This window comes from Paractinoplanes pyxinae (assembly GCF_026626335.1).
Classification (GTDB): domain Bacteria; phylum Actinomycetota; class Actinomycetes; order Mycobacteriales; family Micromonosporaceae; genus Actinoplanes; species Actinoplanes pyxinae.
The window spans coordinates 164,029-185,095 of record NZ_JAPNTZ010000001.1; the positions used below are offsets into that span (position 1 = coordinate 164,029).

The 21,067-nt window shown below is 71.1% G+C and carries 21 protein-coding genes; 10 read left to right on the top strand and 11 right to left on the bottom strand.

Translation table 11 applies throughout. From position 1 onward, the window contains the following. Window positions 1-21 precede the first annotated feature (21 nt). From OWR29_RS00765 to OWR29_RS00775, 3 genes are read right to left on the bottom strand one after another with little or no spacing between them, the layout of a single operon-like run. On the bottom strand, window positions 22-1,101 hold the full coding sequence (locus OWR29_RS00765) for an alcohol dehydrogenase catalytic domain-containing protein (RefSeq protein WP_324291216.1): 1,080 nt from the start codon (window positions 1,099-1,101) through the stop codon (window positions 22-24). A 53-nt stretch (window positions 1,102-1,154) separates the two neighbouring features. Beyond that, on the bottom strand, window positions 1,155-2,687 hold the full coding sequence (locus OWR29_RS00770; RefSeq protein ID WP_267560256.1) for a M1 family metallopeptidase: 1,533 nt from the start codon (window positions 2,685-2,687) through the stop codon (window positions 1,155-1,157). A gap of 40 nt (window positions 2,688-2,727) precedes the next feature. Beyond that, the gene (locus OWR29_RS00775) at window positions 2,728-3,525 is read right to left on the bottom strand and encodes a MerR family transcriptional regulator (protein WP_267560257.1); all 798 of its coding nucleotides are present in this window, start codon (window positions 3,523-3,525) and stop codon (window positions 2,728-2,730) included. Window positions 3,526-3,603: 78 nt separating this feature from the next. Here OWR29_RS00775 and OWR29_RS00780 point away from each other — a divergent pair, with 78 nt between their 5' ends. Beyond that, on the top strand, window positions 3,604-3,948 hold the full coding sequence (locus tag OWR29_RS00780) for a nuclear transport factor 2 family protein (protein ID WP_267560258.1): 345 nt from the start codon (window positions 3,604-3,606) through the stop codon (window positions 3,946-3,948). On the opposite strand, the gene OWR29_RS00785 is transcribed toward OWR29_RS00780, so the two are convergent. Continuing rightward, window positions 3,935-4,918, bottom strand: coding sequence for an alpha/beta fold hydrolase (locus OWR29_RS00785; RefSeq protein WP_267560259.1), 984 nt, complete (start codon window positions 4,916-4,918; stop codon window positions 3,935-3,937). The genes OWR29_RS00780 and OWR29_RS00785 overlap by 14 nt on opposite strands. A gap of 81 nt (window positions 4,919-4,999) precedes the next feature. Here OWR29_RS00785 and OWR29_RS00790 point away from each other — a divergent pair, with 81 nt between their 5' ends. The 3 genes from OWR29_RS00790 (at window position 5,000) to OWR29_RS00800 (ending at window position 8,457) form a co-directional block, all read left to right on the top strand. Continuing rightward, a complete protein-coding gene (locus OWR29_RS00790; protein ID WP_267560260.1) occupies window positions 5,000-5,932 on the top strand; it encodes a helix-turn-helix transcriptional regulator in 933 nt (310 codons plus the stop codon). 1,090 nt (window positions 5,933-7,022) lie between these two features. Beyond that, on the top strand, window positions 7,023-7,943 hold the full coding sequence (locus OWR29_RS00795; RefSeq protein ID WP_267560262.1) for an LPXTG cell wall anchor domain-containing protein: 921 nt from the start codon (window positions 7,023-7,025) through the stop codon (window positions 7,941-7,943). Window positions 7,944-8,100: 157 nt separating this feature from the next. Continuing rightward, complete coding sequence (locus tag OWR29_RS00800) at window positions 8,101-8,457, top strand: hypothetical protein (RefSeq protein WP_267560263.1); 357 nt, start codon at window positions 8,101-8,103, stop codon at window positions 8,455-8,457. A gap of 162 nt (window positions 8,458-8,619) precedes the next feature. On the opposite strand, the gene OWR29_RS00805 is transcribed toward OWR29_RS00800, so the two are convergent. After that, on the bottom strand, window positions 8,620-10,233 hold the full coding sequence (locus OWR29_RS00805; RefSeq protein WP_267560264.1) for a phospholipase D-like domain-containing protein: 1,614 nt from the start codon (window positions 10,231-10,233) through the stop codon (window positions 8,620-8,622). Window positions 10,234-10,284: 51 nt separating this feature from the next. Next, entirely contained in the window at window positions 10,285-10,632 is a 348-nt protein-coding gene (locus tag OWR29_RS00810; RefSeq protein ID WP_267560265.1) for a hypothetical protein, read from the bottom strand. Between the two features lie 53 nt (window positions 10,633-10,685). On the opposite strand from OWR29_RS00810, the gene OWR29_RS00815 reads away from it, so the two are divergent. The 5 genes from OWR29_RS00815 (at window position 10,686) to OWR29_RS00835 (ending at window position 15,577) form a co-directional block, all read left to right on the top strand. Next, window positions 10,686-11,525 (top strand): patatin-like phospholipase family protein, encoded by an 840-nt coding sequence (locus OWR29_RS00815; RefSeq protein ID WP_267560266.1) that lies wholly within the window; start codon window positions 10,686-10,688, stop codon window positions 11,523-11,525. Between the two features lie 71 nt (window positions 11,526-11,596). Beyond that, window positions 11,597-13,138, top strand: a complete 1,542-nt coding sequence (locus tag OWR29_RS00820) for a phenylacetate--CoA ligase family protein (RefSeq protein ID WP_267560267.1) — start codon at window positions 11,597-11,599, stop codon at window positions 13,136-13,138. Further along, window positions 13,135-13,581: a DUF4188 domain-containing protein gene (locus OWR29_RS00825; RefSeq protein WP_267560268.1), complete on the top strand. Its 447-nt coding sequence runs from the start codon at window positions 13,135-13,137 to the stop codon at window positions 13,579-13,581. Before OWR29_RS00820 ends, OWR29_RS00825 begins: the two co-directional genes overlap by 4 nt. Beyond that, window positions 13,578-14,633, top strand: coding sequence for a hypothetical protein (locus OWR29_RS00830; RefSeq protein ID WP_267560269.1), 1,056 nt, complete (start codon window positions 13,578-13,580; stop codon window positions 14,631-14,633). The genes OWR29_RS00825 and OWR29_RS00830 overlap by 4 nt, the downstream gene beginning before the upstream one ends. Further along, window positions 14,630-15,577, top strand: coding sequence for a nitroreductase family protein (locus OWR29_RS00835; protein ID WP_267560270.1), 948 nt, complete (start codon window positions 14,630-14,632; stop codon window positions 15,575-15,577). The genes OWR29_RS00830 and OWR29_RS00835 overlap by 4 nt, the downstream gene beginning before the upstream one ends. Here OWR29_RS00835 and OWR29_RS00840 read toward each other — a convergent pair. The 5 genes from OWR29_RS00840 to OWR29_RS00860 are packed head-to-tail and all read right to left on the bottom strand — an operon-like array spanning window position 15,496 to window position 19,804. Then, window positions 15,496-16,713 carry a hypothetical protein gene (locus OWR29_RS00840; RefSeq protein ID WP_267560271.1) on the bottom strand — a complete coding sequence of 406 codons (1,218 nt, stop codon included), beginning with the start codon at window positions 16,711-16,713 and terminating at the stop codon, window positions 15,496-15,498. The genes OWR29_RS00835 and OWR29_RS00840 overlap by 82 nt on opposite strands. A gap of 20 nt (window positions 16,714-16,733) precedes the next feature. Further along, window positions 16,734-17,312 carry a TetR/AcrR family transcriptional regulator gene (locus tag OWR29_RS00845; protein WP_267560272.1) on the bottom strand — a complete coding sequence of 193 codons (579 nt, stop codon included), beginning with the start codon at window positions 17,310-17,312 and terminating at the stop codon, window positions 16,734-16,736. Between the two features lie 39 nt (window positions 17,313-17,351). Continuing rightward, complete coding sequence (locus tag OWR29_RS00850) at window positions 17,352-17,960, bottom strand: class I SAM-dependent methyltransferase (RefSeq protein WP_267560273.1); 609 nt, start codon at window positions 17,958-17,960, stop codon at window positions 17,352-17,354. Continuing rightward, a complete protein-coding gene (locus tag OWR29_RS00855; protein ID WP_267560274.1) occupies window positions 17,957-18,805 on the bottom strand; it encodes a helix-turn-helix transcriptional regulator in 849 nt (282 codons plus the stop codon). Before OWR29_RS00855 ends, OWR29_RS00850 begins: the two co-directional genes overlap by 4 nt. A 9-nt stretch (window positions 18,806-18,814) precedes the next feature. Next, complete coding sequence (locus tag OWR29_RS00860; protein ID WP_267560276.1) at window positions 18,815-19,804, bottom strand: aldo/keto reductase; 990 nt, start codon at window positions 19,802-19,804, stop codon at window positions 18,815-18,817. An 86-nt stretch (window positions 19,805-19,890) separates the two neighbouring features. Here OWR29_RS00860 and OWR29_RS00865 point away from each other — a divergent pair, with 86 nt between their 5' ends. After that, complete coding sequence (locus tag OWR29_RS00865) at window positions 19,891-21,039, top strand: MFS transporter (RefSeq protein WP_267560277.1); 1,149 nt, start codon at window positions 19,891-19,893, stop codon at window positions 21,037-21,039. The last annotated feature ends 28 nt before the right edge of the window (window positions 21,040-21,067 follow it).

A 21,067-nucleotide genomic window follows, 5' to 3' on the forward strand; every position in this document is an offset into this window, starting at 1 on the left:
CTGGAGGGTGGGGTCGGCTCCTCAGGCGGCCGGGTTGAGGGCGACCTTGATCCAGCCGGGCTCGCGCCGGTCGAACTCGCGGTAGGCGGCCATCACGTCGGTCATCGGCTCGTGCTCGGTCAGCAGCAGGGCCGGGTCGACGCCGCCCTCGGCGACCAGGCGCAGCAGGTCGGGCATGTAGTGGCGGTGGTTGCAGTTGCCGGCCTTGACGGTGAGGTTCTTGTTCATCACCACGCCGATCGGATAGGTGCTGATCGTCTGCGGATAGACGCCGATGATCCCGATCGTGCCCGCCTTGGCGACGGCCGCGGCGGCCCACTGCGACACCTGGCTCGGCGCGTCGCCGGGCACCCACTGGCTTCCGGCGGGGTTGCCCTCGGGCGCGGCCTCGCGCTGCTCGGTGTCGAACTCGCGGGCCTGCTCGGCCGGGACGCCGGTGGCCGGGCGCTCGGCGTCCACCCCGACCGCGTCGATCACCCGGTCCACGCCGATGCCGCCGGTCAGCTCCTGGATCGCGGCCACCGGCTCCTCGGTGTCGAAGTTGACGATCTCGGCGTGCTGGGCCTGGGCCAGGGCGAGCCGGTCGGCGTTGTGGTCGACGGCGATCACCCGGCCCGCGCCCTGCAGGTAGGCCGACAGGACGGCCAGCTGCCCGACCGGCCCGGCCCCGAAGACGGCGACGCTGTCACCGGTGCCGACCTCGGCCAGCTTGGCGCCGAACCAGGCCGTGGGAAAGATGTCGGAGACCATGATGGCCTGGGCGTCGCTGACGCCGGGCGGGATCGGCACGAGGCTGGTGCTCGAGTACGGGATCCGGGCGTACTCGGCCTGCAGCCCGTCGAAGCCGCCGGCCGCCTCGGGCCCGCCGAAGAACGCGGTGCCGGCCAGCTTGCCGCCCGGGTTGGCGTTGTCGCACTGCGCCTGGTAGCCGGCCCGGCAGTAGGAGCAGTACCCGCACGAGATGGTCGACGGGACGACGACCCGGTCGCCGGGGGCGAAGTTACGCACGCCCGAGCCGGCCTCGACGACCACGCCCACCGCCTCGTGGCCGATGATCGTGCCCTCCTTCATGCCGGGCATCGTGCCGCGGATGAGGTGCAGGTTTTCTCAAGAAGCGGGCCGCCCCGCCCTTGGGGGCGAGGCGGCCGCGGTGGTTACTTGCGGGTGGCGGCCAGGGCCGGAGCCGGGGCCGGGGTGCCGACCGGCAGGACGGTCCAGTCCGGGTGGCCGGGCATGGCTGGGGTCTTGACCCCGTACAGCCAATCGTTGAGGAAGCCGCGCAGGTCGCGGCCCGAGACGCGGGAGGCCAGGGCGACGAAGTCGGCCGTCGAGGCGGACTTGCCCTCGTACTTGGCCACCCACGCGCGCTCGATCTGCTGGAACTTCGCGGCGCCGACCTTCTGCCGCAGGGCGAACAGCACCAGCGCGCCACCGTCGTAGACGTTCGGGTTGAAGACGTCCCAGATGGAGTCCGACCGCAGCGGGCGGGCCACCGGGCCGTACCGGGAGCGGTACTGGTCGCCGCGGGCGTACACGTTCTTGAAGTACGCGTCCAGGTCGGCCACGCCGGCGTACTGCTGCAGCTGACCGGTCTCGTACGCGTAGACGACCTCGTACCAGGTGGCGTGGCCCTCGTTCTGCCAGACGTCGCTCCACTCGTACGGGGCCACGCTGTCGCCGAACCACTGGTGGGCCAGCTCGTGGTTCATGATCGGATCGAGGACGTACGACGGCAGGCTGAACAGGCCGGTGTCGTACAGGGAAAGGGTCTGGGTCTCGAGGGCGAAGCCGAGGTCGGCGTCGATGATCAGGGAGCCGTAGTTCTCGAGCGGGTACTTCCCGACCTTGCGCTCCATCCAGGCCAGCTGGGCCCGCTCCACCTCGGCCTTGGGCAGCAGCGTGGCGGCGAGCCGGCGGGGCACGACGTCGCGGATCGGCACGCCGTTGACCGGCGCGCGGCGGTGCACGAGGAAGTCACCCACCGCGACCTGCACGAGCTCGCTGGCCATGGGCTCCGACTCGCGGTAGGTCGACGACACGTACCCGCCGCGGACCTTGTCCCGCAGGTGGCGCCCGTTGGCGACGGCGGTCCAGCCGACCGGCGCGGTCAGCGTGATCGTATAGGTGGCCTTGTCGCGCGGGTGGTCGTTGCTCGGGAAGAGCAGGTGCGACGTGTCGGGCTGCCCGGCCAGCACGGTGCCGTCGGGCGTGCTCACGAAGCCGACCGGCGAGTCGGCGTTGGCCGCGACCGGGGTGGCGGTGAAGCCGCTGACCGTGACGCGGAACTTCTTGTTCTTGGCCAGCGCGCGCTTGGGCGTGATGACGAGCTCTTCCCCCGTACGGGTGAAAGCCGCCCGATGACCGTCGACGCTCACGGCGGCCACCGCTCCGCCGCCGAAGTCCAGGTCGAACCGGGACAGCGCCTGCGTGGCCCGGGCCGTGATCGTGACGTCGCCGGTGATGGTCTGCTTCGGATCCTTGGCCGGATACTTGAGGCTCAGGTCGTAGTTCTGGACGTCGTAGCCGCCGTTGCCCAGCAACGGGTACAGACGGTCGCCGATCCCGGCCGCGCCGGGAGAGGGTGCGCCGCCGCCGCTCGCGTAGGCGGGGGTCATGGTCCCCGCGACCATGACCAGCGCCGTGCCGGCGGCCGCGACCCATTGACGCTTACCTGTCAAAGCTGTCATGGGGCGGACGCTACGCCCGCGGCGCGAAGATCGATATCGGTTAAAGCGCGGCGACCCCGAAGACGGGCCAACCTATTTCCGTACGCCATCGGGCCGGGTCGGGTGTGTCGCGGGGCCCGACCAGGTAGTGCTCGCGGACCGGCCCGACCACCGCCAGCGCGTTGGCCACCACCCAGGCGCCGAGCTCGCCGTAGGTGACCTCGATGTCGTCGTGCTCTCCGGCGTGCGTGGTGGTGGCCAGTTCCACCGCGGGCAGGGTCACCGGACGAACCCGGCCGCCGCGCGGTGGCTCCGGGGCCGGCCGGTAGACGAGCACGTGCCCGCGGCCCTGCTCGAACAGCGCGTTGTCGTACAGCCCGCCCGGGGCGCCGGGCGCCTCGCCGACCAGGGCGTCCAGCTCGGCCATGGCCCCGGCGTACCAGGCGATCACGTGGTCGACGTCGACGTCGTCCTCGATCGCGGCCACCGTGGTGGCCGGCACCGCCCGCAGCTCGACGGCGAGCGGGGCCGGTTCCGGCTGCAGCAGCCGGCGCAGCGACGCCACGGCGGCCCGGGTGCGGTCCAGCTCCGCCTCGAGCCGGCGCAGGTGGTTGGCCACGAGCGCGCCCCTCGCGCCGGGATCGGGCGAACCCAGGATGCGCTTGACCTCGGGCAGCGGCACGTCGAGCTCGCGCAGCCGGTGGATGATCTGGGCGGCCGGTATCTGCTCGGCGCTGTAGTAGCGGTAGCCGGTCGCGGGGTCGACGGTCGCCGGTTCGAGCAGCCCGGCCTCGTGGTAGCGGCGCAGCGTACGCACGCTCAGGTGGGTCATCCGGGAGAACTCGCCGATCGCCAGCATGCCTGAAGTGTGCACCCTCCCCCCGGGGGAGAGTCCCGTGGTTGACCTGGTCGTCGAGGGAGCCCGCACGCTCCAGGCATGACATCGATTCCGATCGCGCAGCTGCCCACCGTCATCCGCGACTACCTCACCGCGCACACGGCCGGCGACACCGAGGCCGCCCTGCGGGCGTTCGCCCCGGACGCCGTGGTCGTCGACGAGGGCTACACCTTCCGCGGCGCCGACGAGATCCACGGCTTCCTGGGCAAAGCCGGTACGCAATACACATACACGACCGAACTGACCGGCGCCCAGCGCGTCGACGACAGCCACTGGGTGGCCACCAACCACCTGGAGGGCAACTTCCCGGGCGGTGTCGTCGACCTGAACTACCGCTTCACCCTCGCCGGCGACCTCATCACCGAGCTGGTCATCGCCCCCTGACCCGGCGCGCACGTCGCCCAGCCTCGAGGGCGGGACCGGAGGCTGGATCAGCGCCCCGCTGATCCAGCCACCGCAGGATCGCCTCGGTCGTTTCCTCCGGTTTCTCCTGTTGGATCCAGTGACCGCAGTCCAGATCGACCACCTCCGCGTTCGGCACGAAGGCCGTCAGCCTTTCCGCCCTCGCGACCGTGTCGCGGTCGCCGTAGATCATGAGGGTGGGCTGCCGGATGATCGGGTCCACGTCCGCCAGCAGGTGCCAGTTGCGGTCCAGGTTCCGGTACCAGTTGATGCCGCCTGTGAACCCTGACGATGCGAAGGCGGCGACGAAGACGGCCAGCTCGCTGTCGCTCATGACGGGGTCACCGGGCGGGGTTTCCGCCCGGGCGAGGTTGATCAACGCATTGCCCGGCTGAGGCACGTTCCTCCGGTACAGGTTCCGAAGGAACCGGAAGGTGTTCTCCTCGAACACGGCGTCCGCGACGCCGGGCTGCCGGTTGAAGTGGACGAAGTAGAAGTCGCGGCCGAGCACGGCCTCCATGAACTCGATCCAGGGCATCTCTCCGCGCTCCTGGTAGGGCACGCTCAGCGCCACCACGCCGTTGACCCGGTCCGGGTGCAGCAGGGTCAGGCCCCAGACGACGAACGCGCCCCAGTCATGGCCGACGAAGGTGGCATCGTCGTATCCGAAGTGGTCGAGCAGCGCGACGAGGTCCCCCGACAGGTGGGCGATGTCGTAGTCGGTTACTGCGGCCGGGCGGGACGAGCCGCCGTAGCCCCGCTGGTTCGGCACGATGACGTGGTAGCCCGCGGCCGCGAGGGCCGGCATCTGGTGACGCCACGAGAAGGCGTGCTCCGGCCAGCCGTGACAGAGCACGACGGGGTTCCCCGCGTTCTGCCGGCCGGCTTCGAAGACTTCGAGTTCCACCCCGTTGACCGGAATGCGGGTGGGCTCGGGAAAATCGATCGTCATGCCGGCATCGTGCCGACCGGAACCGGTCACCTCCTGACCTGTTTCCGGAGAAGAGTGGCCGGAGTGCGAGCTGACCGGTTGATGGCCGTCCTCCTGCTGCTGCAACGTCGCGAGCAGGTGACCGCGGCGGAGGTCGCCCGGGAGCTGGAGATCTCCGAGCGCACCGCGCGCCGCGACCTCGATGCCCTGGGCATGGCCGGGGTGCCGGTGTACTCCCGGCAGGGCCGGGGCGGCGGCTGGCGCCTCATGGGCGGCGCCCGCACCGACCTGTCCGGGTTGACCGCGGGGGAGGTGCGCGCCCTGTTCCTGGTGGCCGGTCCGGCCTCGGCCGCGACGCCGGCCGTGAGAACGGCGCTGCGCAAGCTCGTCCACGCCCTGCCGGAACCCTTCCGGGCGCAGGCCGAGGCGGCGGCGGCATCGCTCGTCACGGACCCGCAACGATGGGGGTCGAGCCGGGTCGAGCCCCGGCCTCCCCGCTTCCTCGACGAACTCCAGGACGCGGTGATCCGCGGCGTCCAGGTCCGGCTCGGCTACGTCGACCGCGACCGCCACGAGACCGAGCGGACCGTCCACCCGCTCGGCATCGTCGCCAAGGGCCCGTCGTGGTACCTCGTCTCCCACACCGAGGCCGGTCGGCGCACCTTCCGGATCGACCGCGTGTCGTCAGCCGACCCGACCGGCGACCCCGTGCACCGCCCCGGGGACTTCGACCTCGCCGAGAGCTGGCGCGCCATCGCGGACGAGGTCGAACGAAGGCGGACACCCGTCGAGGCCCGGGCGGTGTGCGCGCCCCAGGGGATAGGCGTGCTCCGGATGGGTTTCGGCGATCGGCTCGTGGTCGGAGGGTCCACCACCGACGGCCGCATCGAGGTCGTGATCCGCGGCAACGACGAAGCCATCCTCGCCGGCGAGCTGGCCGGCCTGGTCGAGTGGATCGACGTGACGGGCCCGCCGGCCGTACGGGACCACCTGACCTCGATCGGCAAAATGCTCGTCGAGCGGTACGCCACCTGAACCACGACCGCCGAAGTCGTCACCCCGCGAGGGCGGTGAGTTCGTCCACCCCGATCCAAGTCAAAGTCAGCTCGGCGGCGGCGGTGTTCCCCCGCAGATGCGCCAACGAGCTGGAGCTCGGGATGAGGAGGATGGCCGGGTAAAGGCCCGGCAGCCTGCGGGAAGTAGGGAGCGCACCGAACCTAAAGCTGGCGTTCAAGCGGGTCGCGCAACATGCGGCGGCGCTACGCCGAATCCTTCCGCGGCTCCTGACCGACGACTCTGTGGTGCTTGTCTGTCGCTGCCACGGTCGACAGCTTCCTCGGCAGATCAAATTCGACCGAGCTGCACGCCGCGCACCATCAGCGGCATGAGAGCGCACGTCCAGAACGCTCCCGGGCAGCGGCGCTGGCCGGCATGTAATCTGGCGCGGCGCGCTGGGCAAAGGCGGGTGGGAAATTCCGTGCCAGCACTTCTGTGCTGCCGACCGCGAGGTATGAGCCGGTTCGAGTCCGGTAGCCCGGCGCGCGCCTTGTATGCGGCAGATCAGGATGTGCAGGAACTTCATCCGGCAATCTCACCGCGGCAGATTCTTTGCCCAATCGAGGACTTCATCGACATTCGCCCGTGTCCATCCCGTCGCCGGGTCAATCGGCACCAGTAGCGTCGGCGCAGTGCGGTCGGCCGACCAGCGCCGACCCGCCTCCGTGTGATTGTCATCTCCACGGTTCCACACTGCGAACCACGCCCGACCTGAGCGAGGGAAATACCCAGCGGCGACTTCCGCTCTGAGAGGTTACGAGATCTCGGCAGATCCGTGCCCCTGGGCCGGCTGCGGCAGGGGCCGGCTTCAGCTGCTGGCGATGCGTTCCAGCGCCGGGTCGGCCGCCAGCCACCGCCCGTTCACGATCTCCGGTGCTGACACAGGTGAACGACCTGACCACCGACCCGGTGTCGGTGACCGTCCGCTATCTGGTCGCGGCGCAGCACGAGCGCGTTGTCCCAGGAGGGGACCTCGCGGGCGGCCGGCGCCTAGCTGATCGGGGCAGCGGGAGTTCCCGCACGCCGGTAACCTCCGGTGCTCGAAGTCGATCTAAGGAGCCGTTCCACCGTGACAACCGTTCGCCGCCTTCTTGGCCTGGCCTCGGCTGCCGCCATCGGCGCCGCGTTCGTGCCGGCGCCCGCCTCCGCCGCCGAGCCCGACAATCCCAGCGCTTTCCTGGTGGCCGGGCCGCCTCAGCAGATCTTCCAGGGCGTGCCGGACGAGCGGATCCACGAGACGATGGAGGTCCGCAACGACAGCGACAAGCCGCTGCGTGTGGTCCTCTACGTCAAGACGGAGGGTCTCTGGTTCGCCGGGGCCTATCACACCTGCCGGTACACCGATAACATTCCCCCCGACCGGCCTCCGGCCAGCGGCGAGCAGGCCATTTGCGAGCCGCCGAACGAGATTGAACCGGGCGGTACGTACAAGTTCGGCGGCGAGATGATCCGGGTGCACCCGAAGGCCCAGCCCGGCGCCACGTACTCGTACACCTTCACCTGGTTCACCAAGGAGTACTTCGACGCGCAGGGCCCGACGTTCCTCGATCGCGACAAGATGACCCCGGGCTTCAAAGGCCTGCCCCTGATGGTCAAAGTGAATCCGGAGAGACCGCACAACGGCCCGAGCTCCAGCTCGGGCCGGGTCGTCATGCCCGCCGCGTCCACCCCGCCCACGACGCCGCCGGTCACCCCGACCATGACGCCGCCGGTCACCCCGCCCGCGACGCCGCCGGCCACCCCGACCATTCCGCCCGGCGGGGGCGAGGAGGAGCCCACGGGCCCCGCCCCGACGAGCAACTCCCCGGCCACCCCGACGGTTGCCCCGACCACCGAGGCCCCGGGCGGCGCAGGCGGCGGTGACAACGATGGTGGCCTTCCCATGACCGGCACGAACGTGGCCGTCGTGGGCGGCCTCGGCGCGGTGCTGCTGCTCGGCGGAGCCGGGGTGTTCCTGCTGGCCCGCCGCCGCACGTCGTTCACAGCCTGACGTCGCTGAGATCGCCGGTCATGCGTCCTGAGCAGATCATGGCCGGCGTGGCGGCCGTTCCCGGGTTGGCGGCGGTGGCACTGCCTGCGGGGGCGGAGACCGCCGCCGACCCGTAAGTCTTCACGAGGGCCGACGTCGGGCTTTCCGGGACATCCGGGTGCTGCTGATTCTCGGGTACGCGCCGCCGTGGGCCAACGGCGGGCACGCCGACGACAACTGGTTCCCGGTCGTCGACTCGACGTGGCGGGCGATCGTCGACGCCACGAACAAGGGCAACTACGGCGACGGAAGCACCGCGACCCGGCGGCTGCGGTACTGGCAGCTGGCGAAGATCGCGCACGAGATGGTGGATTTATCGTGCGGTGATCGTTCTGGTACTGGTCAAACGGTCCGCCAGGCTCTGCCGACGATTTCGCTGGCTCAAGTCCAGAGGCGCCAAGGATGGTGGTTTCCGGACTCATCTCGGCAGATCCGGGCACTCGCGCTCCCCGGGTCTCTTGGCGCTTGCACGTAGCGTGTGCGAATTGCCGGGCCCCGGCGCCGTCGCCCCGCTCGATGTGGATGTGAACGGATCCCTCAAGAGTTGACGGCGGTTGAGCTGCAGGACCTTGCCGGACGGTGGACCTGGAGGCGAGCGAGCGGGGAGAGTTTCGGTCGAAAGCCGAGAGAGCGCCGCTCAGCGGCGTCTCGCTTCGCGGCGCCAGACGGCGGGGGAGTAGCGGGCCGGGGTCAGGGCCTGCTCGGTTGGGGCGAAGCCCTCCGGGAGGCCCGGGCGGCGCCACGTTTCTGGCGGGTGGTTCTTCGGCAGCCACTCGCGGCGCCAGATGCCCAGGGCGGTGTCGAGGTCGGCCAGGGCCGGTTCGAGCTGGTCGGTCACGGGGGTGCGCAGGTGCTCGGCCCACAGCTTGACGCGCAGGTCGCGTACGAGGGAACCGGTTGTGACGAACGTCGAGGTGATCTCGCTGTCGGTGCCGACCATCGAGCGGCTGAAGAAGTTGGCTGAGCCGATGCTGGCGAAGACGTCGTCGACCAGCATCAGCTTGGTGTGGACGGTCAGGTTGTCGATGCGGTACATGACCACGTTGCGGCGGGCGGCGACCGGGAGCCGGGCCAGGACCCGCCACCGCAGGTCGTGCGTGATCACCGGGTGGACGGTGCTGTCGCCGCCGTCGGCCGGGTCGCGGCGGCCGGAGCCGACCAGGATTATCTTGACGCCCCGGCGGGCGGCTGCGCGCAGTTGGCCGTACAGCTGGAACCTGGGGTCGCCGCCCGGCGACTCGTGGAAATACTGGTCCTCGAGGTAGATGTAGCGTTCGGCGGCGCCGATCGCGGTGGTCATCGAGTGGTAGATCTCCTGAATTCCCGCCCGTACGACGTTGGCCCGGCGCATCCGGCGCAGGGCCCGGTGGCGATAGAGCGACCACGGCCGGTAGGAGCGCACGACCTGCACCGCGGTTCCCTCGGCCGGGTGCTCGGGCTGCTCGGGCGCCGGCGGCACCTCCCGCGGTGGATCCTGCGGGTTGAGCCAGGTGAACCCGCCGCTGGGCAGGTGGAAGTACTCCGGCGGCAGGTTGCGCGCGATGGGCCGCGGTGGCAGGGCGGCCGTGTTCTGCCAGCGGAACTGGAACGTCTCACGCACCCGGACGGCGGCCGGGCCGTGCAGGCGGGCCGCCGCGTCGTGCCAGCCCCACCGGTGTTCGCCCAGCTTGAGCCGGTGGTGCGGCGAGTGGTCGAACCGGCTCGGCGAAAGGTCAAGACCGCCGACGTACGCGGTGAGGACCCCGCCGTGGCTGAACACCACGAGTTTCTGGTGGTTGGAGCCCAGCAGCGGGCCCGACCAGTCGAGCAGCACCCGGTCTTCCAGCGGCGGCGTGGCCACGTCGACGGTCGACGGCTTCCAGGCCCGGATCACCCGCGCGGCCAGGGTGTTGGCCCGGAACGGCCCGACCGGCAGCCACGGCACCCCGCCCGAGAACTCGGCCGCGCTGAGCACGATCCGCACGTCGGTGCCGGCCGCGGCCTTCTCGGCGAGCACGTCGGTGAACGGGCGGTAGCCGGCCTCCCCGGCGACCCGACCGGTCAGGTCGAGCTGGGGGTCGGCCTGATAGCTGGCGATGTAGACGGCGTCGTCCGGGCCGAGGGCGGCCATGTGATCGGCCAGCTCGGTGAAGTAGGTGACGCCGTCGATGATCGGCTCGTACCGCGAGTTCTCGGCGAAGATCGGGCAGGCGTCGGTGGCCGGTGGCAGGTACCGGCTGATCAGCTCGGTCAGCGGCGAGGCGGGCGGCATGCCGTGATTGAACCGGAAACCGCCCGCGACGGCAACGACCACTGAACCGTTTCAGGCGGCCTCGGAGCGCGGGCTGTCCGGGCCGCCGACGTGTCGTCCGGGATGCCCGTCGAACAGCGTGCACTCCCGTTCCTCGACGGGCGGCGTGCTCTTCGCCGGGCACCAGGTGTAGGGGTTGATCTCGGACGCGCTCAGCGTCCACTGGATCCACCACATCGTGGCCTCCACTTGCTGGCCCAGCGCGGCGTGCGAGCCTTCGTGGCCGAGTTCGAGTTCGCACCCCAGCTCGGTCTGCACGCTGGGCGCCTCCGCGGGCAGCCCGTCGAAGAAGGCGAGCTGGGCGGCGTCGAGCGTGATCCGGGCCGGGCACGGGCGCAGGTCCTCTTGAGCGATCGACATGAATGTATGAGTGCCCACGACGGGTCAGTTCTTAACCGGTTAACAATGTTTTGATGACCGGCATGAATGCTCTGGTGCTCGGCGGCGGTGGCGTCACGGGAGTCGCGTGGGAGATCGGGCTGCTGCACGGCCTGGCCGAACACGGCGTGGACCTGACCGATGCCGGCCTGCTCGTGGGGACCTCGGCCGGGTCCTCGGTGGCCGCTCAGGTGCTCTCCGGGAAGCCGCTGTCCCATCTTTACGAGGCACAGGTCGCCGGCGCGAGCAGCGAACTGGCCGCCCGGCTGGGTCCGGGCGTCCTGCTCAGCTTCGTGGTCGCCGGTCTCTGGCCGGGCGATCCGGCCCGGGGCCGGGCCTGGCTGGGCCGCCGGGCGTTGCGCGCCCGCACCGTGCCGGAAGAGGAGCGCCGCGCGGTGATCGCCCGCCGCATCGGCGACGGCGACTGGCCGGCGACCCGCCTGCTCATTCCGGCCGTGGAGGCCGAGACGGGCCGCGTGCGAGTTTTCGACTCGGCCAGTGGCGTGCCGCTGGCCGACGCGGTCGCCGCCAGCTGCGCGGTGCCGCTGGTCTGGCCGCCGGTGACGATCGACGGGGTGCGGTACGTCGACGGCGGCGTCCGCTCGGTCGCCAACGCCGACCTGGCCGAGGGCAGCGAGCGGGTGGTCGTGCTCGCCCCGACGACCCAATCGGCGCGACGGGCCGGTCGGCCGGCCGCGCAGATCGCGGCACTCGGCCCCGAGGTGCGGGGTGCCGTGGTGTCCCCGGACGCCGCCGCGCGGGCCGCGATCGGCGGCAACATGCTCGACCCGGCCCGCCGCCGCCCGGCCGCCGAGGCCGGCCGGGCTCAGGCCGCGGCCGAGGCCGACCGGATCCGCGCCGTCTGGGCAGTCTGAGGTCGCGTACTCAGAAGGGTTGAGTAGCCGCGGGGAAGTGACGGGCGGCGGGAACTCATAGCGTCTTATCCGTGATCTCGACCTTGCGGCAAGGGACGCTCCGGCTCGTCAGTTACGCGCTGAGCGGCATCTACGACCTCTATCGGCGGCACCCGGCGGTGTGGCGTTTCATGGCCCGGCACTACCGGCCGCGAATGGGTGGTTTCGCCCGGCTGCACGCGTGGATGACGTGTCAGTTCGCGGCTCTGGACGTGCCCGCGTACGCCGATTTCCTGCGCCGCCACGGGTGGGAGTTCCGCTGGTTCGACCTCGAGAGCTACCCGCCCACCGGAAAGGCCTCGTACGTGCGGGCCTATCCGGAGCACGAGCGCTGCCGCAACGGGCGGTTCGAAATCGCGGGCAGTGTGGTCGACGAGTCGTCGGGGTCGTCGGGGCAGCCGTTCAACTGGGTCCGCAGCCGGGCCGAACTGCAGTCGGTGCACCGCAATCTGGCCGCGTACGCGACGATGATTTTCCCGGCCAAGCGACGGTTCGTCATCAACGCCTATTCGATGGGCGCGTGGGCGACCGGCACCAACACCGGCATCGCCATGTCGCGGATCGCCATGGTGAAGAACACCGGGCCCGACATCCGCAAGATCGTCGACACCCTGCGGCACTTCGGGCCCGATTTCGAGTACGTGGTGACCGCGTACCCGCCCTTTCTGAAACGCCTGCTCGACGAGCTCGACGCCGAGCGGTTCCCGTGGGCCGACTATCGCATCTCCGGTCTCGTCGGGGGCGAGGGCATGACCGAGGCTTTGCGCGACTACCTCGAGAAGCGCTTCCTCAAGGTGCGCTCGGGCTACGGCGCGAGCGACCTCACCATCGGCATGGCCGGCGAGACCGACCTGACCGTCTGGGTGCGCCGCCGGCTACGCATCGATCCCGACCTGCGGGCCAAGCTCCTCGGGCCGGGCGAGGAGCGGCTGCCCATGGTCTTCCAGTACAACCCGCTCGAGACGTACCTGGAAACCAACGCCGATTCGGAGATCCTCTGCACGATCAATTCGACCTCGGTGGTGAACCCGAAGGTGCGCTACAACATCGGCGACGAGGGCCGGTTGGCCACGCTGCCCGAGGTGCTGGCGGCCATTGCCGACCCTCAGGTGCGGGCCGAGGCCGAGGCGGCGATGCGGGTCGACGGAATGCGCCTGCCGTTGCTGTTCCTGTTCGGCCGCAAGGACAGCACCATCTCGTACATGGGGGCGAACATCTATCCCCAGGACATCGAATACGGCCTGTACGACGGAAATCCGTACGCCAATGCGCTTGAGGGTTTCTGCCTGGAACTGGTGCAGGGCGCCGATCTGGAGAGCCGCCCGACCGTCCACATTCAACTGCGATCCGGCGTACGTCTCGAGCCCGCGAAACAGGAATTGCTGGCCGACGCCTGCCGGGCCGGCGTCCTGGCCCATCTGACCCGGTCGAGCCGCGACTTCGCCGAATCGGTGGCCGAGGATCCGTCCGCCGCCGATCTGCGCATCACCGTCCACGAGCACGGCGCCGGCCCGTTCGCCGGCGCTTCCGGCAAGCTCAAGAACGTCTACCTCATCAAGGGGACAGCCGCATGAGGACCACCGATTTCACCGCCGCCCCGCCGCAGGGCCAGGCGACCGCCATGTTCATCGGGGCCACTCGCTATTCGGGTCCGCTGGCCATGCTGCACACCATCCGAACCTGGTTCCCGATGGTTCGGCAGATGAAGCGGATGGCCGGTTATCGCTGGCACACCGTGTACTACCAATTCCCGTACACGATCGGCACCATCGCCTTTTTCAGCGACCAGGACGCCATGCTCAAGTTCGCGCGCAGCCGCCACCACCGCGAATTGATGTGCTGGCTGACCGACGAGGGCGCGAACAATGCGACCGCCGGCTTCATCCGCCTGTTCACCGCCGAGCCGCATGGTTACAGCAATGGCTCGTGGCGCGCCGAGGACGGCAGCATGGCGCACATGCCGACCTGGACGCCGCTGTCCACCGAAGCGGCCGGCCCGACGGTGCATCGGCGATGAAAGCCTTTCCCGTACGCACGAAAGCCGACCTGCGCGAGTTCTGTGAACTGCCGTTGCGGCTGCACCCGCGCGACAAATACGTGCCCCTGCCGGCCCCGGTGATCCGGAGGCACGCGCGCACCGCGAAGCTGTACGTGGTGCGCGACCGCCAGGGACGGGTGGCCGGGCGCACGAGCACCCACCGCGACGCCGCGTTCGGCCCGGGCCAGCTGTTCGGGCATACAGAGTTCACCGACGACGACGCGGTTTTCGGTGCGCTGATGGACGTCGTGACCCGCGACGCCGAGGGCCGCGCGCTGTTCGGGCCGGTGGCGTTGCTGCCCAACCAGACCGGCGGCGTGATCACGAGCGGCTTCGAGGAACGCGGGTTCGTCGACTCGGCCTGGAACCCTTCGTACTACCCCGGAATGTACGAGCGGCACGGTTTCACCCGCCGGTTCGAGGCCGACACCTGGGCGGTCGACGTGGCCGGATCGGCCGCCGCCTACCAGTTCGACGACAGCCGCCTGGCCACTGAGCGCCTGGTCATCCGGCACGGTTCCCGCCGCGGCCTGCGCCACCAACTGCCGATCCTGCGCGAGATGCTGAACGCGAGCTTCGCCCGGCTCGGCTACTACACCGAGATCTCGGCCGGGCAACTGGCCGAGCAGACCGACGGCCTGGCCTTCCTGCTCGACGAGGGCCTGCTGGTGTGGCTCGAGAAGGCGGGCCGCCCGGTGGCGTTCGTGGTGGCCGTCCCCGACATCTCCGAGTTCCTGATGCGAACCGGCGGCCGCCTCGGCCCGCTCGAACAGCTGCGGCTGCTGGCCACGCGGTCGCGCTACCGCCGGGACGCCGTCCTGGTCGTCAAGGGTGTCGTGCCCGGCGAGCAGGGCCGGGGCTACATGACGCTGCTCAGCCGCGAGGTGCACCGCCACCTGGAGGCGGGCGGCTACCGGACGCTGCGCAGCACCTTCGTGGAACGCGACAACGCCGCGTCGGCCGCCTCCTACCTGCGGGCCGGCGGCAAACCCCGGCACGGATACACCTTCTACGAGCGAGGTGCGGCATGACCTGGGTACAGGCGCTGCGGGAGCGCGAGGCGCTGTTCCGCCGGGCGCCGAGCGCGCACAACACCCAGCCCTGGACCATCGACTACCGCGCCGACGAGATCGTCATCGGCGTGGACCCGGCCCGGTCGCTCCCCGACTCCGACCCGACCGGCCGCGACCTGGCGCTCGGCCTGGGCGCGTTCGCCGAGACGTGCCTGATCGTGGCGGCCGACGCGGGTCTGTCGGTCGGGTGCGACCTCAGCGACCCGCGGGTGATCCGGCTCGTTCCGGCGGCGGACCGCTACGACACGATCTTCCACCGGGTTGATGTCGAGGCGCGGCGGGTCGCTCGGGGACCGTACGCGGAAGGCCTTTTGGATCTGGTGATTCTGGCCGCGCTCGAGGGCGGGATCGTGCATGTGCGCAGCCGTGCCCTGGCCGAGGACCTGGCCGTGGCCGACCGCTGGATGTACGGCACCCCGCCGGTGGCCCGCGAACTGCGCGCCTGGCTGCGGCTGAACCCGCGCGACCCCCGCTACGACCGCGACGGGCTGACCGACCGCGCCCTCGGCCTGAGCCGTATCGAGGCGCGCGTGCTGTCGGCCGCGCTGCGGGGCTACGGACTGACCCGGCGGCTCGGGCTTCCAGCGCTGCTGGCGGCCAGTGGCAAGAGCTTATTGCGGTACGACGGAAGCGTCCTGGTGCTGACCGGGCAGCACGCCGACCCCCGCGAGGACGGCCGCCGCCTGCTGCGCATCTGGCTGCTGCTGGCCCGGTTCGGCTTGGCCGTCCACCCGCTCAGCCAGCTGCTGGACTGCCCGGAAACGGCGGCCCGTCTGGCCGACCGGGTGCACGCGACGCCGCTGGCGGTCTTCCGGGTCGGCTACCGGTTGGCCGAGCCGGCGCGCTCGGCCCGCCTGCCGGTCACCACCGCGGTCGCGGCCAGGGTCAGGTCCTCGGGGTAGAGGCGGCCGAGCAGGGCGAGCACCACCAGGTCATCCAGTCCGGTGCTGTCCACTACGGTCGCGCCCTCAGGACTCCACACCAGACCGGGCGCGCGCAGAATCGACCAGGGATCGGCGGTCACCTCGCGGCCGTCGGACAGGTCGCCGCGCAGGGCGAAACGGTGACCGCGCAGGGCCTGGCCCAGATCGACGCGGGCGGCGACCCCGTCGTGGGTCACCTCGATCGCGGAGTCGCCTTTCACCACGCGGGCAGTAAGCGAGCCGGTCCGGGCCGCGGTGGGCGGCAGATCGCCGACCGGTGTCCGCGGCGCAGCGTAGTAGTCCGACAGCTCGTATTCGTAGGTGGCCACGGTGTGAACGGCCGGGTCGGGACGCCAGGTGAGCAGATACCGCGGAGCCGTGTGGAGCGGCTGGTCCAGCACCGCGGGCAGGGCAGTGCCGCCGGGCGCGTCGAAGCCGTACCCGGCCGGGCCGCCGGCGCCGGTGACCACCTGCCGGGCGTAGCCGACGATGCTGGAGTGCCGGATCCGGCGGACCAGCAGCTCGGTGAGGAACGCGTCGCGGGCCGGTTCGAGGTGCCGCAGGCCGGTGCCGGTCACGAACACCGGCACGTCCGGCCAGTCGGTGAACGGCAGCAGCGCGTCCCGCAGCAGGACCACCTGGTGCAGCCACTCGTTGTAGAGCTGCATCGTCACCGGGCCGCCCCGGCGGCGGAGCAGCAGGTCGGCCGCGCCCGGGGTGAGCAGGTGGCCGTAGCAGTGGCTGCGCACGACCAGCGGCCCGGCCGGCAGCTCGATCCGGTCGGTGAGCAGGCGGCGCACGGCCTCGGTGGCCAGGCCGGCGATCTGCTCGCCGATCACGGTGGCCCGCTCGGCCAGTTCGCGGGCCGCCCGGGAGCTGTCCGGCCCGGCGGTCAGCGGCAGGGCCGACTCCCTGGCGCCCAGGGCCAGCGTGGCCCGGATCTGCTCCTCCAGCACCGGGAGGTCGGCGGCGGTGAGAGCGTTGTCGTCGATGACGCCCTGCAGCAGCGGCTCGGCGGCGGTCAGGAACTCGCGCGCGGTCATGGTGGCGCCGTCGGCCGGAAAGGTGTGCCAGCGGCTTCCGCCGAGCGTGACGGTTGATTCTGCGGTGTGCATGGGGGCCTCCGGATCGGAAGTCAGTCGAGCGCGGTCAGCGCGATGTCGACGAGCGGTTCCAGGGCGCGGACGTCGGGGGAGATCTTGGCCGAGACCAGCAGGCCGTTGAGGAAGGTGACCAGGAAGCCGGCGAGGGCGTCCGGGTCGTGCCGCGGCGCGAGCTCGCCCCGCTCCTGAGCCGCGCGCAGCACGTCGGCCAGGGCTTGGCGGCTGGCGTTCTGCATGTCCTGCACGACCGTGCGGGTCGCCGCGTCGTGCGGCAGGCGCTCGCAGGCCGCGTTGACGGCCAGGCAGCCCCGGCCGTCCGCCCCGGCCGCGATCCGGATCCGCTCGATCAGCATCGACCGGATCGCCGAGCGGGCGTCGCCCTCGCGCTGCAGGTCGCGCAGGGCGTCGGCGGCCAGGGTGGTGCGGTAGTGATCGAGGGCGGCCCGATAGAGACCGTCCTTGTCGCCGAAGGCCGCGTACAGCGAGCCCTGACCGATGCCCAGGCGCTGGGTCAGGTCGCGGACCGACGTCGCCTCGTAGCCGCGCGACCAGAAAAGCGTCATTGCCTCGGCCACGGCGGCCTGGGTGTCGAACTCGCGCGTCCTCGCCATGAGGACGACGCTAGCTTATCTGGATCGCGCGTTCAAGAATCAGATCGCCTCGGCGGCAATGGCTGCGTACTTGCGGTCGGGGCGTTCGGGGAACTGCTGGCGGCGGCGGTCGCGTTCGGTGAAGCCGGCCTTGGTCAGGTGGGCCGCGAATTCGTCGACCGGCCAGCGGTAGGCGGTGATGACCTTGTGGTCGAAGGGGGCCACCTCGTCGTCGCTGTCGAAGAAGCCGATCACCAGGCGGCCGGACGGGCGGAGCAGGCGGCGGAACTCGGCGAGCACCCGGTCCAGCTCCGGCGGGGGCAGGTGGATCGTCGAGTACCACGAGAGGATGCCGGCCACCGAGTGCTCCGGGACGTCCACTTCGGTCATCGAGCCGAGCCGGAACGCCGGCCCGGGGAAGTGCTCGCGGGCGTACGCGATGAACTCGGGGACCATGTCGATGCCGGTCACGTCGGCGCCGTGGGCGTGCAGGTCGGCCGTCCAGTGGCCGGGGCCGCAGCCGAGGTCGAGCACCGGGCCGTCCAGGCCGTTCAGGTGACCGCGAACGAGGGAGATGTCGTCCTCGGGGGGCTGCCACTCGCCGTCGAAGAGGCCGATGTACTGCTCGGACTTGGACGAGTAAGCATCACGCACCGGCTGCCAGGTCACCGCGACACTGTAGACCCGGCGGCCCAGCTGGCGATCAGGCTGAGGGCCTGCTGGTCGGGGGAGCCGGGTTCGGCGCTGTAGGCGTTGAGGCGCAGATTCTGGTCGGCGGTGAGCTCCATCGACTCGTACGCGAGGGAAAGGTTGCCGACCAGCGGGTGGTGCAGGCGCTTGACGCCGCTGCGGTGCAGGCGCACGTTGTGGGCGGCCCACCAGGTGCGGAAGCGCTCGCTCCGGGTGGCGAGCTCGCCGATGAGGTCGGTCAGGTCCCGGTCGTACGGGCTGCGACCCGCCTCCCCGCGCAGGAGCGCGACCACGTCCTCGGCCAGTTGCTCCCAGTCGCGGTAGAACTCCTGGGCGGCCGGGTTCAGGAAGACGAACCGGGCCAGGTTGGGCGGCCCCTCGAACACGGGCGCAAACACGGCCCGGCCCAGGGAGTTCGCGGCCAGGATGTCGAGCCGGCCGTTGCGGACGTAGGCCGGCGCATCCGTCATGGCGTCCAGCAGATGCTGCACGACCGGACGGACGGCCGGGGTGGTGCGGCGCCGGGCCGGGCGGGCGCTCTTGTTGGCCTGGCGGGCCAGGTCGTACAGGTGCTCGCGTTCGGCGTCGTCGAGGCGCAGGCCGCGGGCCAGGGACTCGAGCACGCTCTCGGAGACGCCGGACAGGTTGCCGCGTTCGAGGCGGGTGTAGTAGTCGACGCTGACCCCGGCGAGCATCGCGGCCTCCTCGCGGCGCAGGCCCGGCACACGGCGGGTGGTGCCGTAGGCGGGCAGCCCGGCCTGCTCGGGCGTGATGCGGGCCCGGCGGGTGGTGAGGAAGTCGCGGATCTCGCTGCGGTGGTCCATGGTCGCCTCTCAGCGGTTGGTCAGGCGTTCCAGGTGCTCGGGGTAGCGGGCGCCGCGCACGTCGATCTGGGCGGCGGCCGTCTCGATCTCGGCCAGGTCGCCGGCGGTGAGCTCGACGTCGGCGGCGCCCATGTTCTCCTCCAGCCGCTCCAGCCGGCGGGTGCCTGGGATCGGCACGATCCACGGCCGCTGGGCCAGCAGCCAGGCCAGCGCGATCTGGGCGACGGTGGCGTTCTTGCGGGCGGCCACCGTGGCCAGCAGGTCGACCAGCGCCTGGTTGGCCTGGCGGGCCTCGGCGTCGAAGCGGGGGATCGTGCCGCGGATGTCGCCCTCGCCGAACTGGGTTTCCGTGCTGATCTTGCCGGTGAGGAAACCCTTGCCGAGCGGGCTGTACGGGACCAGGCCGATGCCGAGCTCGTCGCACATGGGCAGGATCTCGTCCTCGGGCCGGCGCCACCACAGCGAGTACTCGTTCTGCAGGGCGGTCACCGGCTGCACGGCGTGGGCCCGGCGCACGGTCGCGGCGGCCGCCTCGGACATGCCGAAGTGCTTGACCTTGCCCGCCTCGATGAGCTCCTTGACCGCGCCCGCCACGTCCTCGATCGGCACCTCGGGGTTGACCCGGTGCTGGTAGAACAGGTCGATCCGGTCGGTGCGCAGCCGCTGGAGCGAGGCGTCGGCGACCTGCTTGATGTGCTCGGGCCGGCTCGACAGTCCGGTCTGCCGGCCGTCGGCGTCGAACGCGAACCCGAACTTGGTGGCGATGACGACCTGGTCGCGCACGGGCTGCAGGGCCTCGCCGACCAGCTCCTCGTTGACGAACGGCCCGTACACCTCGGCCGTGTCGAAGAAAGTGACGCCGCGCTCGACGGCCGCGCGCAGCAGCGCGATGTTCTCGTCGCGGCCGGGACCGGGCCCGTAGCTCTGACTCATCCCCATCGCGCCGAAGCCGATGGCGGAAACTTCCAGATCGCGACCGAGAGTGCGGGTGACAGCCATGCCTGAACGGTATAGCCGCCCCCGCCCATGTGGGAGGTAACACCAGACCCTCCCTGCGCCCCCGGGCGCGTGCCTACTGTCGGGAGGTGCTGGTTTCGGCGTCGGCCCTGTTCTGGGGACTGCAGTTCGCGTTCCTCAGCCCGGCGCTGGCATTGTTGCTGGTCACGGTGTTCGGCGCGAGCGCGGGCGAGGTCGGCTGGGCGCTCGCGATCTACAACGCCGGCGGGTTCGTGGCTTCGCTTCTGGTTCCCGCGTACGCCGATCGAGCGCGCAATTACGCCGGGCCCATGATGGCCTGTGGGGGACTGACGCTCGCGCTGGCCGGCGCCCTCGCCGCGACGACCTCGTTGCCGCTCGCGGTGGTGGCCCTGGTGGTGCTCGGCGGCCCGGCCGGGGTCGGCAGTTCGCTGCTGTTCGCCCACCTCAAGCACACCGGCGCAGCTCCGGGAGACGTGGTGCGTACGCGGGCGTTGGTGTCTTTCGCCTGGGTGGCCGGCCCGCCGCTGGCGACGTTCCTGATCGGCGGGTTCGGCCCGCGCTCGATCCTGGCCGCCATCGCGGTGGTAGCGGTGCTCAACATCGCCACCACCGCGGCCCTTCGCGCCCCGGCTGTCCAGGCGAGCGACTCACCAGCGGAAGAGGGACGGGTGCCACGCGGGCGGGTCGCGGTCGTGGTCGTGGTGTTCATCGCGCTGCAGGCCACCAACAGCGCCACCGTCTCGGTGATGAGCCTGTTCGTGACCGACCGACTCGGCCTCGACGTGGCCTGGGCCGGCATCGCCCTCGGGGTGGCGGCCGGGCTGGAGATTCCGGCCCTGCTGCTGGTCGGCAAGCTCACCGGTCGCGTCTCCGGCCGGTTGCTGCTGCTCACGGGGTGTGTGGCCGGGATCGCCTACTACGCCGCCATGGCGTTCGCCCGCGGCCCGGTGCTGCTGCTGGGCCTGCAGGTGCTCAACGCCTGGTTCTTCGCCACGGTGGCCGGCGTCGGGCTGACGCTGTTCCAAGAGATCATCCCGCGTCCCGGGCTGGCCGCCGGCCTGTACGCCAACACCCGCCGCCTGGGCGCCGTGGTGGCCGGCCCGCTGATCGCCCTCGGCTCCGTGACCAGGCTCGGCTACGGCACGGTGTTCGCGGCCTGTGCCGCCATCACCGTCGTCGCCCTGGCCGGTCTGCGTGGGGGTGTCTCGCAGTACCGGGAAGAGCCGTCACTGCCCGCCGGCCGGATTTCGCGGTGATCTGAACAGGTGAACACCGCCCGACGAC

What these genes read in the sequence shown, in the direction of transcription:
- OWR29_RS00840 (WP_267560271.1), bottom strand. Translation starts at nt 16,713, where the DNA reads ATGCACACCGCAGAATCAACCGTCACGCTCGGCGGAAGCCGCTGGCAC.
- OWR29_RS00780 (WP_267560258.1), top strand. Translation starts at nt 3,604, where the DNA reads ATGACATCGATTCCGATCGCGCAGCTGCCCACCGTCATCCGCGACTAC.
- OWR29_RS00805 (WP_267560264.1), bottom strand. Translation starts at nt 10,233, where the DNA reads ATGCCGCCCGCCTCGCCGCTGACCGAGCTGATCAGCCGGTACCTGCCA.
- OWR29_RS00855 (WP_267560274.1), bottom strand. Translation starts at nt 18,805, where the DNA reads ATGGACCACCGCAGCGAGATCCGCGACTTCCTCACCACCCGCCGGGCC.
- OWR29_RS00830 (WP_267560269.1), top strand. Translation starts at nt 13,578, where the DNA reads ATGAAAGCCTTTCCCGTACGCACGAAAGCCGACCTGCGCGAGTTCTGT.
- OWR29_RS00815 (WP_267560266.1), top strand. Translation starts at nt 10,686, where the DNA reads ATGACCGGCATGAATGCTCTGGTGCTCGGCGGCGGTGGCGTCACGGGA.
- OWR29_RS00835 (WP_267560270.1), top strand. Translation starts at nt 14,630, where the DNA reads ATGACCTGGGTACAGGCGCTGCGGGAGCGCGAGGCGCTGTTCCGCCGG.
- OWR29_RS00775 (WP_267560257.1), bottom strand. Translation starts at nt 3,525, where the DNA reads ATGCTGGCGATCGGCGAGTTCTCCCGGATGACCCACCTGAGCGTGCGT.
- OWR29_RS00770 (WP_267560256.1), bottom strand. Translation starts at nt 2,687, where the DNA reads ATGACAGCTTTGACAGGTAAGCGTCAATGGGTCGCGGCCGCCGGCACG.
- OWR29_RS00785 (WP_267560259.1), bottom strand. Translation starts at nt 4,918, where the DNA reads ATGACGATCGATTTTCCCGAGCCCACCCGCATTCCGGTCAACGGGGTG.
- OWR29_RS00825 (WP_267560268.1), top strand. Translation starts at nt 13,135, where the DNA reads ATGAGGACCACCGATTTCACCGCCGCCCCGCCGCAGGGCCAGGCGACC.
- OWR29_RS00860 (WP_267560276.1), bottom strand. Translation starts at nt 19,804, where the DNA reads ATGGCTGTCACCCGCACTCTCGGTCGCGATCTGGAAGTTTCCGCCATC.
- OWR29_RS00810 (WP_267560265.1), bottom strand. Translation starts at nt 10,632, where the DNA reads ATGTCGATCGCTCAAGAGGACCTGCGCCCGTGCCCGGCCCGGATCACG.
- OWR29_RS00790 (WP_267560260.1), top strand. Translation starts at nt 5,000, where the DNA reads ATGGCCGTCCTCCTGCTGCTGCAACGTCGCGAGCAGGTGACCGCGGCG.
- OWR29_RS00845 (WP_267560272.1), bottom strand. Translation starts at nt 17,312, where the DNA reads ATGGCGAGGACGCGCGAGTTCGACACCCAGGCCGCCGTGGCCGAGGCA.